Consider the following 19,023-nt stretch of genomic DNA (forward strand, 5'->3'; position numbering starts at 1 on the left):
TCCTATATAAATATAAGTAAGCATAAGTTGCCACCTCTGTCATGTAGGAAGCCGTAATGAATGACTTATTTAAAGAAATGATGAAAAAAATTACTCTTTTCTTGCATAATACAAGGAAATATGTTATCTTTGCCGAATAGAAAAATCAATAACAATAATTAATAAACAAACATCAAAGCTAACTTATGAGCCAAAAAAGAGTTTATACCTTTGGTAATGGAAAAGCTGAAGGTAATGCAAAAATGCGTGAACAACTTGGTGGTAAGGGTGCCAACCTTGCCGAAATGAACCTTATTGGAGTGCCTGTGCCTCCAGGATTCACCATTACTACTGACTGTTGCAACGAATACTATCAGGTAGGACAAGAGAAAATCATGCAGTTGCTTAACGATGATGTCATGGCTGCTGTCAAGCACATCGAGGAACTGATGAACTCTAAGTTCGGAGACAAAGAAAATCCATTGCTCGTGTCTGTTCGTTCTGGAGCACGTGCTTCCATGCCTGGTATGATGGATACCATCCTGAACCTTGGTCTTAACGACGAGGTGGCAGAAGGATTGGTAAAGAAGACAAACAACCCTCACTTCGTTTATGACTCATATCGCCGTTTCGTACAGATGTATGGCGACGTCGTACTCGAAATGAAACCTGTGAATAAAGAGGATATCGATCCGTTTGAGGAGATTATCGAACAAGTGAAGGCTGAGCGTGGTGTGAAACTCGACAAAGACCTTTCTGTGGATGAGTTGAAGAAACTCGTTCAGCTGTTTAAAGCAGCTATCAAGGAACGTACAGGCAAAGTATTCCCAGACAATCCTATTGAACAGCTGTGGGGTGCTATTTGTGCGGTGTTCCGTTCATGGATGAACGAACGTGCCATCCTCTATCGTAAGATGGAAAGCATTCCAGACGAGTGGGGTACAGCTGTTTCGGTAATGGCCATGGTATTCGGTAATATGGGTGAGACTTCAGCTACTGGTGTATGCTTCAGCCGTGATGCCGCTAATGGTGAAAACGTATTCAATGGTGAGTATCTCGTTAATGCACAGGGTGAAGATGTTGTGGCTGGTATCCGCACACCACAGCAGATTACAAAGCTGGGGTCACAGCGTTGGGCAGAACGTGCAGGAATCTCAGAAGAAGAGCGTGTCGCTAAATATCCTTCAATGGAAGAAGCTATGCCAGAGATTTACGCACAGCTTAACGGCATTCAGGAGAAACTCGAAGAGCACTATCGCGATATGCAGGATATGGAGTTCACCGTACAGGAGGGCAAACTCTGGTTCCTTCAGACCCGTAACGGAAAACGTACAGGTGCTGCCATGGTGAAGATTGCCATCGACCTGCTTCACGAAGGAAAAATCGACGAGAAGACCGCTATCATGCGTTGTGAACCACAGAAGCTTGATGAACTGCTTCACCCCATCTTTGATAAAAAAGCTCTTACCACAGCAAAAGTTATTGCACAGGGTCTGCCTGCATCTCCAGGAGCAGCATGCGGACAGATTGTATTCCATGCTGACGATGCACAGGAATGGCATGAAGATGGCCACAAAGTGGTACTTGTACGTATTGAAACCTCTCCAGAAGACCTCGCCGGTATGTCTGCCGCAGAAGGCATCCTGACAGCACGTGGCGGTATGACCTCTCACGCTGCCGTTGTAGCACGTGGCATGGGTAAATGCTGTGTATCAGGTGTAGGTTCACTCAATGTTGATTATCATGCTAAGACCGTTGAGATTGACGGAGTCGTATATAAAGAAGGTGACTACATCTCACTTAATGGTACCACAGGTCAGGTTTATGCAGGCGAAGTACCTACCAAGGCTGCAGAACTGAGTGGCGACTTCAAAGAACTCATGGACCTTTGCGATAAATACACCAAACTTCAGGTTCGTACCAATGCAGACACTCCACACGATGCACAGGTTGCACGTCAGTTTGGTGCCAAGGGTATTGGTTTGACTCGTACCGAGCACATGTTCTTCGAGGACAAGAAGATCGTGGCTATGCGTGAAATGATCCTTTCTGATAGTATCGCAGGACGCGAAAAGGCACTCGCCAAACTTCTTCCTTATCAGAAAGCTGACTTCAAGGGAATTCTTGAAGCAATGGACGGTCTGCCCGTAAATATCCGTCTGCTCGATCCACCTCTCCACGAGTTCGTTCCCCACGATATCGAAGGTCAAAAAGTAATGGCCAAGGAGATGGGCGTAGATCTCGCCACCATCCAGCGTCGTGTGGATTCTCTGGCAGAGAACAACCCGATGCTTGGACATCGCGGATGTCGTCTTGGTATTACCTTCCCTGAAATTACAGCCATGCAGACCCGTGCTATTCTCAGCGCAGCATGTGAACTGAAGAAGGAAGGAAAGAATCCTATGCCAGAGATTATGGTTCCATTGATCGGTACCATCAAGGAGCTCAAACAGCAGAAGGATGTTATTCAGTATGCTGCCAAGGAGGTATTTGCTGAATATGGCATCAAGGTAGAGTTTGAGATTGGTACTATGATTGAGATTCCACGTGCTGCCCTTACAGCAGGTCTTATTGCCAGCGAAGCACAGTACTTCTCATTCGGTACTAACGACCTTACCCAGATGACCTTCGGTTACAGCCGTGACGATATTGCTTCGTTCCTGCCTGTATATCTCGACAAGAAGATTCTTAAGGTTGACCCATTCCAGGTACTCGACCAAGAGGGTGTAGGCCGTCTCATCAAGTATGCCGTTAAAGAGGGTCGCGAAACACGTCCTGATCTCCGTTGTGGCATCTGTGGTGAGCATGGTGGTGAACCAAGTTCTGTGAAGTTCTGTGCCAAGATTGGTATGAACTATGCATCATGTTCTCCTTTCCGCGTGCCCATCGCAAGACTTGCTGCCGCGCAGGCAGCTGTAGAGGAATAGACGAAAGATGCTGAAAATCAGTTAAATACAAGACAAGGATCTGGCAACAGGTTCTTGTCTTGATTTTAGCTAATATTTTGCATGTTACGTCTGCAAGACGCGTGTATATATGAATGCAGAGCAGAGATAATAGGTGTTTTAGGCTCTATGTAATACAAGACTGTCATGTCACTCGAAATGTCGGATAATCCATAATAATATTGATATTGGAAATGCGTAAAAAGATAGTATTATTTCTTCTTTGTATTGTACTCTTTGTTCCTGATTTAAGAGCACAACAGGTTCAAATGCAGCAGCGATTCGAGTCTGCATACAAAGAAATTGTAGATATGCTTGAAGACAAGAAGCCACTATCTATTAAAAGGAGTGTGTTTCTTGCTGAATGGGCGTATCTTGATGGGCATCTCGATTATGAGCAAGATTTTTGTGAACCGTTGCAAAGAGGGGCACAATACATGAGGAGACTAATCACTGCTAATAAGTGGGAAAATTATAAGACTGCAAAACAGATTGCAATCTGTACATTCTTCTTTCAATCATTATCAGGAAATAATTATACTATATTTTCTTATGATTTTAGTACTGAGTATCCTGACGAAGATTGGCATCATCAATTAGTATCAAGAACCCTAAAGACGCATAAAGGACAATGCCATTCGCTCCCATGGGCTTTCAAACTGTATGCAGAAGAACTTGGAGCAAAGGCTTATATAGCACATGCCCCACGACATTGCTTCATTATGTACAAGGATGAAGATAATTTGTTTCCTGAAGACTGGGTGAATGTTGAGGTTACTGCCCAACAGTATCAACCGACTTGGGGGATAAAAGAACATTTTGAGATAGAAGATTCAGCAATTATTGCAAAAACATACCTTTCGCCGTTAACAGATAAAGAAACCGTTGCCTGCCAATTAAGTGACTTGGCTTTAGCATATTATCATAAGTTTTCGCGTTATGATGAGTTTACACTAAAATGTGTAGAAACTTCGTTGAAATACTATGCAATGAATCCTAATGCGATAATTACTAAAGGTAAATCCTTGGATACGCTACTACAGAGGCATCTTGAACAAAATGGGCATCTTCGAGATGATTATACAGATGAGAATGATGCTCAATCTAAGCAATGTCTACAAGACCTAAGAGCAACTCATTGGACTCAAGAAACAGAGGAACTACGGAATAAATTGAAGCAGACTCCAGAAGATATGGAGAGAATTCGAAAGAATGTACAAATTATAAAATAAAGTCATTATGAACAGATTAAAGAAAGTCTTAATTTCAGTTGCTATTTCAATAGTAACCGTAAATGCAAATGCATGGCCCTGGATTTCGCCGTATGCTTATTGTTTCGGAAATCCAGTAAATTGTATTGATCCTGATGGAAGAAGCACATGGGTAATTAATCAAGGAGATGGAAAATATCAAGTTGTAGGTGGTAATCTAAACGATAAGGATAAAAACATTTATGTTGGTTCATTTAATAAAAAGGGAGAATTTGTTCGTGGCAATTCCATTGGAGTAACTACATCAATGACATCATTCTATAATAGTGAAGCTCAAGGTGGAGGTCAATGGAGTGTCGGAAGTATTATTGACACAAATGATAGGAGTGGCGACAAATTCCTTGAAAAAATCATTTCTAATAATCCTCCAATGATAGATGATTACATGATGAATGCACGAAATAATAAGCCTTATGATTTTAAAGTGACAAATGGAACAAACAGTCCAATAAAAGGTATAGACATCTATCGCGGTATGCCTGTAGGAGAGAATGGAAAAGGACAAACTATTTATACTTCTGCCAGGGATATAGGAAACATAGCAGCAGGATATGTTGCAGGAGTAAATGGAATGTCTTGGGAGGCATCGAGAATAGCATTTGATTCATACCAAGGTGGAATGGAGGGTAAATCTACAAGAAATGCCGAAAGGTATGGATGGACTATGGGATACAACAATGCGAGCTATAACAAAAAAATGGATAACCTTTTGAGGTCAGTGGGAAGTTCTATAAAATCCCTGTGGAATTACTTTATTAAATGAAAAAAAAGATATATATATTGGTCCTGTTTTTTTTACCAGTAGTGATATATATGTCACTTCCATATATCACCTTATCGTCTAATGATCGCAAATTTGAGGCAATATTTGATAGAGGTGGATGGCGCATAGAAATGAAAGAGCAAAAACAGGACTCACTTTTGTTTTTTACTATCCATCAAGCAGGGAAGATAAAAAGTGACAGTATATCATTCTATGTTCACAATAATTATTGCAGTGATGTTATATCTTTTCTTTTTGTAGAAGGCGTGGATACTGTCTATATTCGGAAAGGGCGTGAGTTCAAGGAATTGTTTTCTTTAGAAGAACAAAGTTCACATTCCATGGCTCCAAAAGACTTCCCTGTAAACAATCCAGTTATCGGAAAACTGCCCTTTAAGTGTAAACTAGTGGCTTTTTCTGATCCGAGATTTTTTATATACGACAAGAATAAGTGCACATACATTCCGAAAGATGACATAACTCATGTAATCACGTTGTTTCATAATACAGAAAGAGGGGACTCTTACACTCTTTGTGATGTTATGCGTACTGACACGTTGGAAATAAATATTATTCAAAAGCATTAAAAAGTAAACCTTTAAAAAGTAAGGATTAGATGATGGAATATTTTATTATGTAAGTGAATATTCTTGCAAGAGAATACGAGTCTGCAACGTGCAGAACGTGCAGAATGCACGAAAACTGCATCTCAAATGTTGACCAGTCCTTATGTATATTATCGATTATCAGAAAGTTATCTTTCGTATTAGCCGCCGCGCAGGCAGCTGTCGAAGAATAGACAGAAAATGCTGAAATTCAGTAGTATAAATGGTAAGCGTCTGCGTGACAGACACTTACCATTTCTTTTTGCGTTCATTCTGTGCGTTTCATTTGCAGAATAAGACGTCGAAAACAGGCAATATGTTTCCCAAATTTGAGGGTGCTGTTACTACAATTTTATTACGGGAGTTTCCCCCGATGCTTTTAGGGAAAATCATACATCAGATTATGGTTTTCCCCTTGTTGTTTTCAGCTATTCTCCCTATCTTTGCACTACGTTAGAAGAAAGGCTGCACTCGACAATTTGAAAGCAAGCTTTCATTGTACTCGTTTGCACTTTCTTTGCACCAGAAATAAATGCAGTAATAACCCTTTAAAGAGAAGATAGTTATGAAAAGAATGATTATGACATTGGTAGCAGCATGGATGATGATTACATCTATGGATGCTCAGAGACTGACAAATATTCAGGCAGAAGCCCGTTTTATCACAGATAAGATGGTGGTGGAACTGGGATTGAGCAGCGCCCAGCGCAACAGCATCCTGAACATCAATCTCAATTATCTCAATAGCATCCGCAGCTATCGCGACATCGATGCCTACGGCTGGCATTACCGCAACAAGCAGCTCAAGCGCATGATGACCGCCAGACAATGGAAGAAATTTAAGAACTCATACTATTTCTATCGCCCTATCGGCTGGCAGAATCATGTGTATGTTCACCATATTTACACCAAGTATCCAAAGCATAACTGGGGACACGACAAGCGCCGCCCTCGCCCTGAGTGCAGCTACGGAAGACCAGGATGCCCAGGCGGAACCCATGTAACTTATGGACCAGGAAAGCCGTGTAAGCACCACAAGCATCACAAGCACGATAAGAAGTGGAAGCACGACAAGAAGAAGTGGAAGCACGATAGAGATTGGGATGATGACTAAGATTAAGACAAACATTCGATGATAAAACAGAAGAAATCCAAGCTAGAGATGATTCTCCGGCTTGGATTTCTCGTTAAATAAAAACTAACTATGCCGACTAACTAATAACTAATCATTAATTACTAACAAAACGTCTTCCACAATCTGCTCATCGAGCAGGCGATTATCCGAAAGCAACTGCTGCACATCATATCTATCGTAGAGACCCTTTCTGATGCCGCCCACCATCACCTTCATATCTGAAGTGCCATAGTAAGAGGCGATACGCTCGCCGAATCCGCCATCCTTCGATCCATCCTCCAGAGTTACCACCAGCTGATGGTTTGCCTTCAGGCTATCCAGCGTCTCGGCATCCACCTCATTCAGATAACGGGGATTGATGAGCGTAGCATCGATGCCCTTATCAGCCAACAGGCGGACTACATTCTCGCCCTTCTGATAGAACGAACCGGCGGCGATGACTGCCACCTTCTCGCCCTGGTGGATCACCTTGTACTTTGCCTCGTAACCATATTCAGCATCAACGGCTTCGGACGTATGAACCACACCATTGCTTGGCACGCGGATGGCGATAGGTTTCTTATCCTGCAGAATGCTCCAGCGGAGCATGGCTAAATACTCCTCGCAGGTGGTTGGAGCCAGATAGATGAGCCCCGGAATGCTGCAGAGCATCGGAATATCGAAAAGGCAGATGTGGGTGATGTCGTTCATCGAGTTCACTCCGCCTCCTACCACGTTGATTACGGCTGGGTTGGAATTGATGCAGAGGTCTTGCGCTATCTGGTCGTAGGTACGTTGGATGAAGGTGCTGTAAACGGTCCAGACAGGATGCAATCCGCCCTTCGCCATTCCCGAAATCATGGCCACCGCCTGCTCTTCGGCGATTCCCATATCGATGTGCTGCTTGCCAGCCAGTTGGCGCTTATCGGCAGTAAAGCCACCTGCGGTAGGAGTACCGGCGGTTACGGCGATTAGGGTCTTATCCTGCTTCATCTCGCCCAGCATCCAGTCGGAGAATAAGATGCCGTAATCCTCTGTTGGAGCAACCTCCGGAAGGGTTCCATCGGCATTCCTTCTTGGTCGCGAACCGTCTTCCAGATTGAAAGGCATTCCCCAATGCCAAGCCTCCTTATTGGCTACGGCTGGCGCAAATCCATGACCTTTTTCTGTATGAATGTGAACCACGGTAGGCTTATCCGTATCCTTCACACTCTCGAAAACCTGGATGAGTTTTCCGATGTCGTTACCCTCTTCCAGGTACTTGTATTCAAAGCCCCACGCCTTGAACCAGTTGTGCTCGCAGGTGCCGTTGCTCTGGCGCAGGGCACGCAGGTTCTTGTAGATTCCGCCATGATTTTCGGCGATAGACATTTCGTTGTCGTTCACCACGATAATGATGCCCGTACCGAGTTCCGAAGCCTCATCCAGTCCCTCGAAAGCCTCGCCGCCAGAAAGGGAGCCGTCGCCGATAATGGCGATGATGTTCTCATCGGTTCCCTTGATGTCGCGCGCCTTCTGCAAACCGGTGGCAAGACTTACGGAAGTGGAAGTATGCCCCACCTCAAAATTGTCATACTCCGGACATTCGGCAGGAGAAGAATAGCCCGAAATGGCATTCATGTCATCCACATCGCCGAGGAATCCCGCAGCGCGCCCGGTAAGCACCTTATGTGGATAGCATTGGTGGCTTACGTCAAACACGAGCTTATCCTTTGGCGCATTAAAAACGTAGTGAAGCGCCACGGTAGCCTCCACGAATCCCAGGTTCGGTCCCACATGACCGCCATGCTTGCTCACACGGTTCAGCACAGCCTGTCTGGTTTCATCAGCCACAACCTGCAACTCCTTCAAATCCAGCTTCTTCAAGTCGGTTGGCGACTTTATTTTCTCAATATACATATTTTTTATACTTATAGTTATGATTATATGATGATCATCATTTCCGGGTGCAAAGATACGAAGAATCCAGGAAACACGCATTACCCAAACTACAGAAAAAATGAATGATTTTCCGGAAAACTCATCTTGGAAATCAGCCTGCTGCCTTATCCCTATCCTTCAGAATCACAGCCATGTTATCCAGCGCCCATTCTATCAGATGAGCCTTTCTTACTCCTGATGGAGCAACCTGCGTTGAAGCTGTGAAAGCTGCCATCGCTGCTGGCTACACCCACATCTACACCGCTGCTGTCTATAAAAATGAGAAGAGCGTGGGCGAGGAAATCAAGGAAATTGGAATCAAACGTGAGAATCTCTTTGTTACCAGCAAGGTTTGGAACACGGAGTGTGGCTACGACAAGACCTTGAAGGCGTTTGACAAGACTTTGAGCGATTTAGGTCTCGATTATCTTGACCTCAACCTCATCCATTGGTCAGCCAACGAGTTGCAGTTTGGCAAGGATGCAAATCAGCAGAATGTAGATACTTGGAAAGCGATGGATCGTCTGCATGAAGAGGGCTTGATTTGCAGCATCGGTCTTTCCAACTTCATGCAGCATCATGCAGAGCCAGTAATGGCGAAGGCAAACATCTGTCCGATGGTTGACCAGATAGAGTATCATCCTGGATTCACCCAGAAGGAGTGTGTTGAGTTCTGCAAGAAGAACAACATTCTTGTGGAAGCATGGAGCTCATTGGGAAGAGGTAATGTCTTGGATAATCCTCTCTTGAAATCGATTGCTGCCAACCATGGCAAGAGTGTAGCTCAGGTAGTTATCCGTTGGGTGATGCAGACAGGCGTGCTGCCACTGGTAAAGTCGGTTACTCCAAGCCGAATCAAGGAAAACTTCGATGTCTTCGACTTTGAACTCTCTCAGCAGGAAATGTTTGAAATCGCATCGCTGAAGGCTGACAGAATAGGTGCAGACCCAGATACATGTGATTTCTAATACGGTATGGTTTGGAGTGAAATGCTCCCAAAACATATAAGATGAAAATGTAAAAAGTTACGGAGATAATTCATATTCTCTGTAACTTTTTACTTAAAACAGTCATATAATTTATCTGTTGTTTTCACCCTATGCAGGAACATCTATTTACAAAATGCAGATCAGTCAATATCTATTAATTGGAAATGCTTGTTGAAGGTCAAATCCAATCCGTTTGTCAGTTCCACCTCGTATTCATTCTTGTTCATTTCAATCTTTTTCACCGATTGTCCTGCATAATTATCCTTCAAGTAGTTCTTGATGGCTTGCGGAATCAACAGAGCTGGCACGATTCCCTGCTTGCAGTTTATCTCTGTAAGATTTCCTTTTTTGTCGAATTCCAGCTTCGTGCCATTCTGCAGAACCACATCATAGCTTCTGCTGACAACTCCCGATTCAATCGTTGCAAGCATCACCTTCTGACCATTGAAATGATTATTGAGCAAGGTCTGGGCCTTGGCAGGAAGTGCATTTACAGAGATAGGCTTGTCGTTGCCCGCATTCGCCGCCATATTGCATGAAACCATGCAGCAAATGGCAATCATCAATATTCGAAAAATTCTTTTCATAAGCTAAAAATTAAAAATTTATAATACCTAAAAAGCGATGGGTGCTTAAACGCCATTACCTAAGAATTAGACGCAAATCGTGCCTGAATGTTTAAAGAGAAATTCTATTGCAGCTTCTGATGAAACTCCTTCCTTGTCTTAGCCATTGCTTCCGTAGCCCTATCATGGGTCTCTATCAGCAATGGGCTCTTATGATATTGTACGATTTTGACTCCAACAGACTTGTGTCTCTTCTTTTCCTCGATGCATTGAATAATCAAGTCGGAGTTGGCTCTCGCCTTCTTCCCTCGCGACTCGGCAGAGATTGCAAGCGAGCTTGCATCTTTGCTCTCGCTGCTCGTTCGGTTGGCCGACATTGATGTTGGAGTCTTGTCAAAGTTTTGAATATAGGCGGCATTGGTCAGGAAGATAATGTCGGAACTTTCAGGGATTTCCTGCATTACCTTCACCATGAGGGTTAGCATCATGCGGAACTCTGTGGTATGCAAGTCGCTGATTACATCACGGCTGATGATGCTACCGTTATGCTCAATCACAACGGCAGCACCACCAGCTCGCTCTTTATGACCGTAGTCACATGACCCGCCTATCCATACATAATATGTTGTCGAGTCCTGTACCATCACTCTGCAGGTGCCCATTTGCAACGAACAGGAGAGACGATTGCGCCCTCTGCCTTCAACTGCTTCATGGCTGCATCTACCTCTTTGCGGTCGAGACCGCTGAGCTCTGCGATTTTACCTGCGTTAAGAGGCTGACCTGCCTCTTTCATTGTTGCTAATACTTTTTCTTTTGCGTCCATTGTTTTAACGATTTAATGTGTTATTATTATATTGTTATGCAGTCTCCTTCGTGCCCGATGCACCAAAAGGGGACATCCTTTTCTTTGCAGAAAGGCTCCATGCGCCACGCACTCTCAAACCCACTCATGACAAAGTGCATTGGAACGAATATTCCAACCTTGAAGCGGTCGATAAATTGACGCCCTCCCAGCGTATAGCCATTGCCGATGCGTCCGTCCACAGGGAACATCACAAGGTCAAAGGAGTCGGTAATCTTTCGGATGTCTTTAAGTTCACCAAGGAACCGCTTTTCCTCTGCCACAGGATTGATGTATTGACCAAACTCTTCACTGAAGACCTCTCCTTCAGGCGTGCCGTCAACAAGAAAGCGTGCGTACCAGTTGCACAAGTCGCCAGCATGAAAGATGGTTTTACCTTCTGTCTCCACAATCCAGCTCACGCCACTGTCATTGCTGCCCGTGGCTGTCACTTTCAGGTTTTCATCTTCCCATACCGTTCCTTTGGCCATCCATACATCGGCATCCTCTTTCTGCGCTCTTCTTCGTTTGAGTATATCCTTTGACAGGATGTATGTAATATTGGGGATGCTATTCTTCCATCTGAGGATTGCTTTCGTGAAGTGGTCCTCGTGGAAGTGGCTTGAAAACACGTACACATGTTTACATGTATTCATGTACCCACTCATAACATCGGCAGGATCCATCCAGTAGTCAAAGACCAGGATGCACCGAGCCGTTTCAAGCAGGAATCCACTATGGAAGATGTATCTGAGTGTCATCATTTCAAAGCCTTGCCATCTGAGAATGCCTTTCCAATGGTCTTGTCAAGTTCGATGTAACCATGATGTATCGGGTCGAACACGATGAGTTCCATCTTCTCCATGTCGGGCTTGCCGTCCTCTGCCAGATAGTTCTCATCCACAAGGATGTTGACTATCTCTGCCACGATGTAATAGCCCTCTTCCGACTCGTCAATCTTTTCCTTGATGCGGCACTCCAAGGTCATGGGAAAGTCGGTGAAGACGGGTGCGTTTACATTCTCTGACTTCTCCCATTTCCAACCTGCTTTCTCCATCTTGTCGGCATCGTTCTTGGCTGATACGATGCCCACGAAGTCAGCAGCTACCATGGTCTGCTTTGTAGCAAATGCCACGGTAAAATCAGGGCAGTTGTTCAGGTTGGCGGTGGTGGCATGTGCGCCCATGGAAATCATAATCTCCTTTGCGTCCCATTGACCGCCCCAAGCTGCATTCATAGCATTGGGCTTGCCGTTCTTGTCGTATGTGCCGATAATCAGTACCGGCTGTGGAAGCATCCACGATTTTTGTCCAAATGATTTGACCTTTGGTCTTCCTCCTCCTTGTAAAGCAGAGTTAATGCCTACATTACTCTGCGTTTCCTTCGTTCGTCGGTTCATTGTTCTATTCATTATATTGTTATCAATTCATTCAATTTATCTTCTCGTATTATCTTCGGTTGTGCCTTACCTGCCAGAATGAGAATCTTCTTCCCATTCCTGTAGATGTTCAACTGCCTGCTCCGTATCACAGCCGTCAAGGTCTCATCATCCTTCATGGCTTGCCATATCGGATAATACACACCATCAGGTTCAAACAGCTTCTTCTGAAGGTGTGAGCACATATTGGTTGTATCTATTGTCATCTCATTAAGTTTATATCATCAACATAATCCTGCCTGCTTCTTTTGTGAACATTTCAGGAAAGCGGCAAATCGTTGCATACACTTGATTGCTCGTCACAGGTTGCCCGTCTTTTCGTTGGTGCAACCCTTGGCGATTGATGGCATCAGCAATTTGATCGGTAGTCATACCGCCATTTCTCTTCACAATCACATATACTATGGCTTCTTCTATCTTCATCCTTTATTCATCTGTTTTTCAATCCATGCCATCAATACAGCAACAGCATATTCCTGTTCTTCCTTAGTCAGTGCCCTGCCTGCTGGAATATGATGCCACTTGAAGAAACAGCCCCGGCAACAACAGCCAGTGGCATGTTGGGCCAAAAAAACAGGATGCCCACGCATAGGAGTCTGCTTGCCGTCGTTCGGTATAACAGCCGGAGCAAGTCTTTTTGCTATGAAGTCCTCAGCGTGATTTCGTATCGTAGGCAACCCCTTTTCCATTATATATTCCCTGTCTTTCATTGACAGATGGAAACGGCTACGGAAATCTGACTTTGCCAATCTCTCAAAGAGATTCGTCAGGTCATATTCTTTCCTCTCAGAAGAAATGTTCTCATTCAATTCTTCCTCAGGGAACAATGATGGATATATGTATTTCTGTGACACCATTATCTGTTACTTCTGATTTCCAATGTTATATCCATATACGACCGCTTGCCGTCTATATAGTCGGCATATAGCGATTCTTCGCTTCGACCTTTAAGAACATGGCATTTGCCGCATATCTCGCAGTTATGCAGACATCGCCATTCGTTCAAGACGTAATCCAAACGCTCTTCTCGTGTGGATGATTCAATATTCGGTGCGGTCATTATTGTTGGGTTTATTCAGTCCTCATCTTTGAATGTTCCAACTAATACAATGCAAAGCTCCTCCTTCTTTTGCTATTTCCGTCATTTCTAACAGATGTATATGACAATCAGGAAAGGCGTTTTTGACATACTGATACGCTATATTGTCTTCCTCGATATTGAAGGATGGCATAACAATATGCTTTCCAACCTGAAGAAAATTGATATATGCCCAGTTAAGTTCTTTACAAGGAGAAGAAACAATATCGTTGAAACGCATTTCTGTGACAGAGAATCCATATTCTACCAGAATATCTTTTATCTCTTTTGCTTCTTCTGGATATTCATCACCATGGTTTCCCATTAGAATACGATTATCTCCACACCACCTGAGAAAACCATCAGAGTGCCCATATTTATCAGTATCATCAGAGTTGAAATCTCCATGTAAAGTCCAAGGAATGATTATCACAGGATGACCAAGTTCTGATTCCAATTTATGCTTGAACGCCATGTCTCCCTTTTCGTAATGATTTTCTGTATATACCTTATCAGTCATGACGATATAAGGGCCACAACAAACCATATTACCACCATCAATAATAAGGTTTGTTTTCCGACAGTTTATACCCATTCCATGTAGCACTTTTGTGCAATCTGTTATTGTGTCAGCATCGCCTGGTTTGTTGCTATTTACAAGATAATCTGGATAATAACGATACTTCACGAACTCTTCTTTTCCCAATTGAATGGGCATGTAGTCACGAGCCCAGTAATCCTCCGTGTAATGTAACTCTTTTGTCGTTATTCCAATATCATTCAGCAAGTCAATAAGCCTATGATAGAACTCTGGATGGCCGTCACGTTTATCCTTTAGCCATGTGGAGAAATACACTTCATTAGTGTCGGAATCATGCATCAGATTTTCACAACGAACATACCTATATCTTTTCTCCTCGAATATCGCGAGGTCGTTGCATAGGAGTTCAAATTTTGGATATGACTCAAATTTTCCAATAATGCTACATACTTTTTTTTCAATGTTTTGCTGCTGCGTTCGAAGATTTTTTCTTTTCTCACATACATATGCTACACTGCCATTGTTATGTTCAACCAGGCGAGGGAAATCACCATCTCCACTAACTGCATTGAAAGTCCTGAAAAGCTCAGCGCAAGCCCATGGACCGTCCAGTATCTCACTGCCATCTTCCTTCGTTAATTTGCGTAGAAGAATTCCGCCGAAAGAAGCATTATCATCCAAAAAATAATGTTTTGAAGATTTCTTCTTGTCATTGGAGATGATTTTGGCTTTTATCGAACTTTCAAAATTTAAGTCAATCCCACCAAAATCGTTTATATACCATCGCATTGCCTTGGAGATACGTGGATGGGTAATAATGTCTCGATGGTTCTTGTTGTAATAATAGAACTCAATATCATTGAATAAATAGAGTGAGCCTTCGTACTCAATGACGAAACATTCAAACAACAATTTTGCTATATGGTCGAAATGTCGTTTGATGTCTGGTGCTGTATTACAGCCTTCAATAGACATTAATTGCTTTAGTTCTTCAATTTTGCTCATAACTGAATATTTCGTTTTATTATTTGTTACAAATAAATCCAATGGCATCTTTGACTGCTCTGTCAAATGCCGTATCCTGGCCGGGAACTGTGATGAAAAGATGTACGGCTCCTTTATATTCTATCCGTTGTATATTTCCGCACATCCTTTCTGCAAGATTCAATCCTTGATCGCGCAGAATGTCCCTTTCAGCAGCGATGAGCAAGGTTCTCGGAAGCATATTCAACACTTCATCACTACACAGGCCTACGCTAATGGCAGAACAGCGATTGTCAGCATTGATGGTGTACGCCCGATTGAAAGCTTCCATGATTTCGGTATCCAGACCAAAGCCTTTACCATAGTGCTGCCATGATTCCGAACCATCGTCAAAAGCCTTTGTCACAGGGTAGAACAGAAGCAAGGATTCTATTTTGCCGCAGCATGTTTCTGACAAAGCCGTGGCCAAAGCAAGGTTGCCTCCTGAACTGTCACCGCCAATGGTGATGTGGTTGGCATCAATATGTAGCTCTGCAGCATGGTCGATGATGTAATTGACGGCAGAGATACAGTCGTCCAGTCCTTCAGGATAAGGATGCTCTGGAGCCAAGCGATAGTCAAGAGCGATGACTCTCATCTTGCCCGATGCAGCCAGGGCATCACAGAATCTTCCACAACTGTTGATGCTGCCAAAAGTCCAGCCACCTCCATGCAGATACAACAATACAGGAAGGTGTTGGTCTTGACTTCCCTTGGGCTCATATAGGCGCATGTTTGGGGTAATCATCTTTGTTTCCACATGGTCAGAATACTTGGGTGGAGCATTCCGGGCATTGCGGACAGCCATCAACGCTTTGTTATCTCCATCAATAGCACTGAGTATAGCCAATGTCTGTTTGTGTTGTAGGTCTGGCGGCATGTTGCGTAGGAATTTATCCGCCTGGATGCGCATCAAACATTGTTCTGCGATCTCTGCCACCTCTTTCTCCTCCTTTGACTTTTGCAAGAAGATGGCAATAGACAAGTGAGAACCGTCGGGCAAAAGAACGATTCCAACATCGTTTCTGTCTTGTCTTCCGTCAGAAGAAGGAAAACCAGAACCTGTCTTGTGAATCAGTTTGCCGTCTTTGGGCAAGATTGCTGCTATGCGTTGCTTACCAGTATTACAATCTGCCATTGTATTCCAGATAAAGGAGAGATTCTTGTTGTCATTCCTATGAAGATAGAACCACTCCAAGAGTCTGGTCATTTCTTTCGAAGTAGCTGAGTTTTCTATGGCTCTATGAGGATTCTTTTTCATCTCCTTCTCTGTCAGTCGCACATGGATGTCTTTGAATCCAAGCGTATGGATATATTTCTCTACTGCATCCGGTTGTCCACATGATGCAAACAAAAGGTCGCAAGCATTATTGTCGCTCTGCTGCAAAGACCATTCTATTAACTCAGCAAACGTGAAATAACGTGCCCCTTCAAATTTTGACAGCATGGGCGACCATGTCTCAGCGTCCAGGCTATCCTTGTGTACAAGAACAGAGTCGCTCAGTGTCAGTCCTTTCTTGTGCAAGTAGTCTGCTACGTATAAAGCCTGTGGAAATTTCATGACGCTATGCATAGCAAAAACACTGTCCTCCTGATGACCGCAATACAAATCCCCATTCATCATGCTTGCCCCATATGAAAAATATGAGGATTGACCTTTCGCCTCTGTAGTCTGGATGTAAGCCAGGAAAAAGGTGAGAAGCAGAAAATGTAGGATTTCGCTCACACGTCGAGTCCCTTCTGTGGGGTTGAATATGATTTGATGTATCTTCATCTTTCCTTTATCTGTTTATTGAGTTATAGACACTTTGATGACTCCATCTCGCTTCTGCTCAAAGAGTTCATAGGCTTCAGCTATCCTCTCCAACGGAAAACGGTGGGTGATGAGCGGTGTGGTGTCAATCTTTTCCTCCTTGATGAGTTGCAGGATTTCCTGGCAATCACATCCATCCACACCTCCCGTCTTAAAGGTAAGGTTCTTGCCGTACATCTGAGGCAGAGGCAGTACCTGTGGCTCATCATAAAGGGCAACAACAGTCACTATTGCATTGGGACGAGCACATTGCCAGGCCAGTTGGAAAGTGTCCTTACCACCAGCCACTTCCAGTACTCGGTCAGCACCTCCATGGTCGCTGTGCTGCATTACGAAGTCGGAACATTCATCTGGAGTCGTCAGCAATACATCGGCGTAATGCGCTTTAACGAAAGCCCGACGTTCAGCTGATTGCTCACAGACAATGATGTGCTTGGGATGTTTCAGCATGGTGCAAAGCAAAGTGCAGATGCCTGTAGGTCCTGCTCCAATAATCAACACAGTGTCATCTGTAGAGATTTCGCTGATACGTGCCGCCCAGAAACCTGTGGCGAGGATGTCACCCACAAACAACGCCTGTTCGTCTGTAACACCGTCGGGGATATGGTTCAGTCCCTGCTGTGCCAATGGTACACGAACATATTCCGTCTGACCGCCATCGATGCGGCAGCCAAGTGCCCATCCACCGTGTGGCGATGTACAGTTGTTCACATAGCCATGCTTGCAGTAGAAACATTCTCCACAGAAAGTTTCCACATTCACCGTCACACGGTCTCCTTTACAGAATCCTTGGACTTCACTGCCCAGTTCTTCCACGATGCCAACCATCTCATGCCCGACGGTGATACCAGGCACAGCCCTTGGTACGCTGCCGTGCTTGATATGCAGGTCACTTGTACAGATGCTGCTCATGGTCACACGGACGATGGCATCCGTAGGCTCCTGGATCATAGGCTTAGGCTTTTCAACCAATTCAAACCTACCTTTATCTATATATGTGTATGCTTTCATTATTTACTCGTAAATTCGTTATCATTTTGAATTTTCATGGATTCCTGCACGGTTGATTAGCTTTTCCACTCGTTCAAAATCAAGGTATCTCTTTTCAAATCCTCGGAAGATGTCTATGTCGGGAAATTCTCTTATAAGCGCAGATACAAAATTCTCCAATGTTACAGATTGGAATTTGTATTTATACTCATCCTTTAGAATTGATCTTAGGCTACTCTCATCCTCCTCATTGCTTATGTTTTCTTTTGGAGACAATATGATGGATATAGAATCGTCAAGATGCTCATGTAGCCTTACTGTTTCGGTCAACAAGAAATTTCTACCTTAATTCCGCAACACTATAATTTAACTTTATTTATAAGTTCCTGAGCAACAAAAAGTTGCCCAGGATTTTGCCATGTCAGAATTTTCACTTATCTTAGTGTTGCAAAAAGAAAACAAGCAAAACTCTAATATGACATGGCAAAAATACAAATTAAATCTGAGAAACTCACACCTTTTGGAGGAATTTTTTCAATCATGGAGAAATTTGACTCCATGCTTTCACCCGTTATCGACTCAACACTGGGTCAGAGATGCAGCAGTATCTTCGGATATCAGTTCAGCGAGATAGTCCGTTCGCTGATGAGCGTTTATTTCTGTGGCGGCTCATGCGTGGAAGATGTAACGTCACAACTGATGCGCCTCTCTCGTATCATCCTACCCTTCGTACATGCAGCTCTGATACCATCCTCAGAGCCATCAAGGAACTGACACAGGAAAACATCTCCTATACTTCCGACCAAGGCAAGACCTATGATTTCAATACTGCAGACAAACTCAACACATTGCTTATAAACGCTTTGGTTTCTACAGGCGAGTTGAAGGAAATTGAGGAATACGATGTTGACTTTGACCATCAGTTCCTTGAAACGGAGAAGTATGATGCAAAACCGACCTACAAAAAGTTCCTCGGCTACAGGCCTGGCGTATATGTTATCGGTGACAAGATAGTCTATATCGAGAACAGCGATGGTAACACGAATGTGCGTTTTCATCAGGCAGACACCCATAAGAGATTCTTCGCTCTTCTGGAATCCCAGAACATCCGTGTAAATCGCTTCAGGGCAGACTGCGGTTCCTGCTC

General features: G+C 43.8%; 20 protein-coding genes and 1 pseudogene. 7 read left to right on the top strand and 14 right to left on the bottom strand.

Going from position 1 to position 19,023, the window contains the following annotated elements:
• Window positions 1-185: 185 nt before the first annotated feature.
• The 5 genes from ppdK to CIK89_RS05275 all read left to right on the top strand — a co-directional run bounded on the left by ppdK (window position 186) and on the right by CIK89_RS05275 (window position 6,677).
• On the top strand, window positions 186-2,906 hold the full coding sequence (gene ppdK / locus CIK89_RS05255) for a pyruvate, phosphate dikinase (protein ID WP_094390356.1): 2,721 nt from the start codon (window positions 186-188) through the stop codon (window positions 2,904-2,906).
• 206 nt (window positions 2,907-3,112) lie between these two features.
• Entirely contained in the window at window positions 3,113-4,156 is a 1,044-nt protein-coding gene (locus tag CIK89_RS05260; protein WP_158214974.1) for a hypothetical protein, read from the top strand.
• Between the two features lie 7 nt (window positions 4,157-4,163).
• On the top strand, window positions 4,164-4,958 hold the full coding sequence (locus CIK89_RS05265; protein WP_094390358.1) for a hypothetical protein: 795 nt from the start codon (window positions 4,164-4,166) through the stop codon (window positions 4,956-4,958).
• Window positions 4,955-5,545: a hypothetical protein gene (locus tag CIK89_RS05270; protein ID WP_094390359.1), complete on the top strand. Its 591-nt coding sequence runs from the start codon at window positions 4,955-4,957 to the stop codon at window positions 5,543-5,545. Before CIK89_RS05265 ends, CIK89_RS05270 begins: the two co-directional genes overlap by 4 nt.
• A gap of 583 nt (window positions 5,546-6,128) precedes the next feature.
• The gene (locus tag CIK89_RS05275) at window positions 6,129-6,677 is read left to right on the top strand and encodes a hypothetical protein (RefSeq protein ID WP_144007355.1); all 549 of its coding nucleotides are present in this window, start codon (window positions 6,129-6,131) and stop codon (window positions 6,675-6,677) included.
• 108 nt (window positions 6,678-6,785) lie between these two features.
• On the opposite strand, the gene CIK89_RS05280 is transcribed toward CIK89_RS05275, so the two are convergent.
• Window positions 6,786-8,576: a 1-deoxy-D-xylulose-5-phosphate synthase gene (locus CIK89_RS05280; protein WP_094390371.1), complete on the bottom strand. Its 1,791-nt coding sequence runs from the start codon at window positions 8,574-8,576 to the stop codon at window positions 6,786-6,788.
• 133 nt (window positions 8,577-8,709) lie between these two features.
• Complete coding sequence (locus CIK89_RS13910; RefSeq protein ID WP_256387347.1) at window positions 8,710-8,832, bottom strand: hypothetical protein; 123 nt, start codon at window positions 8,830-8,832, stop codon at window positions 8,710-8,712.
• Between CIK89_RS13910 and CIK89_RS05285 the strand changes: the two genes are divergently transcribed.
• A complete protein-coding gene (locus tag CIK89_RS05285; protein WP_254046619.1) occupies window positions 8,819-9,565 on the top strand; it encodes an aldo/keto reductase in 747 nt (248 codons plus the stop codon). The genes CIK89_RS13910 and CIK89_RS05285 overlap by 14 nt on opposite strands.
• Window positions 9,566-9,726: 161 nt before the next feature.
• Here CIK89_RS05285 and CIK89_RS05290 read toward each other — a convergent pair whose 3' ends face one another.
• The 12 genes from CIK89_RS05290 to CIK89_RS05350 all read right to left on the bottom strand — a co-directional run bounded on the left by CIK89_RS05290 (window position 9,727) and on the right by CIK89_RS05350 (window position 18,206).
• Window positions 9,727-10,173, bottom strand: coding sequence for a PepSY-like domain-containing protein (locus CIK89_RS05290; RefSeq protein ID WP_254046620.1), 447 nt, complete (start codon window positions 10,171-10,173; stop codon window positions 9,727-9,729).
• A 104-nt stretch (window positions 10,174-10,277) separates the two neighbouring features.
• On the bottom strand, window positions 10,278-10,796 hold the full coding sequence (locus CIK89_RS05295) for a ribonuclease H (protein WP_094390361.1): 519 nt from the start codon (window positions 10,794-10,796) through the stop codon (window positions 10,278-10,280).
• Window positions 10,796-10,975, bottom strand: a complete 180-nt coding sequence (locus CIK89_RS05300; protein WP_005816310.1) for a transcriptional regulator — start codon at window positions 10,973-10,975, stop codon at window positions 10,796-10,798. The genes CIK89_RS05295 and CIK89_RS05300 overlap by 1 nt, the downstream gene beginning before the upstream one ends.
• Before the next feature lie 26 nt (window positions 10,976-11,001).
• Window positions 11,002-11,754, bottom strand: coding sequence for an MBL fold metallo-hydrolase (locus CIK89_RS05305; protein ID WP_094390362.1), 753 nt, complete (start codon window positions 11,752-11,754; stop codon window positions 11,002-11,004).
• The gene (locus CIK89_RS05310; protein WP_094390373.1) at window positions 11,754-12,290 is read right to left on the bottom strand and encodes a flavin reductase family protein; all 537 of its coding nucleotides are present in this window, start codon (window positions 12,288-12,290) and stop codon (window positions 11,754-11,756) included. Before CIK89_RS05310 ends, CIK89_RS05305 begins: the two co-directional genes overlap by 1 nt.
• A gap of 113 nt (window positions 12,291-12,403) precedes the next feature.
• A complete protein-coding gene (locus CIK89_RS05315; RefSeq protein ID WP_094390363.1) occupies window positions 12,404-12,637 on the bottom strand; it encodes a hypothetical protein in 234 nt (77 codons plus the stop codon).
• Window positions 12,638-12,647: 10 nt separating this feature from the next.
• Window positions 12,648-12,854: a hypothetical protein gene (locus CIK89_RS05320; RefSeq protein WP_094390364.1), complete on the bottom strand. Its 207-nt coding sequence runs from the start codon at window positions 12,852-12,854 to the stop codon at window positions 12,648-12,650.
• Window positions 12,851-13,288 (bottom strand): DUF4186 domain-containing protein, encoded by a 438-nt coding sequence (locus CIK89_RS05325; RefSeq protein ID WP_094383290.1) that lies wholly within the window; start codon window positions 13,286-13,288, stop codon window positions 12,851-12,853. Before CIK89_RS05325 ends, CIK89_RS05320 begins: the two co-directional genes overlap by 4 nt.
• A gap of 225 nt (window positions 13,289-13,513) precedes the next feature.
• Window positions 13,514-15,055 carry an agmatine deiminase family protein gene (locus CIK89_RS05335; protein WP_094390366.1) on the bottom strand — a complete coding sequence of 514 codons (1,542 nt, stop codon included), beginning with the start codon at window positions 15,053-15,055 and terminating at the stop codon, window positions 13,514-13,516.
• Between the two features lie 19 nt (window positions 15,056-15,074).
• A complete protein-coding gene (locus tag CIK89_RS05340; RefSeq protein ID WP_094390367.1) occupies window positions 15,075-16,847 on the bottom strand; it encodes an alpha/beta hydrolase fold domain-containing protein in 1,773 nt (590 codons plus the stop codon).
• A gap of 15 nt (window positions 16,848-16,862) precedes the next feature.
• On the bottom strand, window positions 16,863-17,897 hold the full coding sequence (locus tag CIK89_RS05345) for an alcohol dehydrogenase (protein WP_094390368.1): 1,035 nt from the start codon (window positions 17,895-17,897) through the stop codon (window positions 16,863-16,865).
• Between the two features lie 21 nt (window positions 17,898-17,918).
• A complete protein-coding gene (locus tag CIK89_RS05350) occupies window positions 17,919-18,206 on the bottom strand; it encodes a hypothetical protein (RefSeq protein ID WP_094390369.1) in 288 nt (95 codons plus the stop codon).
• A 150-nt stretch (window positions 18,207-18,356) separates the two neighbouring features.
• On the opposite strand from CIK89_RS05350, the pseudogene CIK89_RS05355 reads away from it, so the two are divergent.
• A pseudogene (locus CIK89_RS05355) lies at window positions 18,357-19,023 on the top strand (IS1380-like element IS612B family transposase); the annotation flags it as partial.

The organism is Prevotella sp. P4-119 (assembly GCF_002251345.1).
In the GTDB taxonomy this organism is placed as follows: domain Bacteria; phylum Bacteroidota; class Bacteroidia; order Bacteroidales; family Bacteroidaceae; genus Prevotella.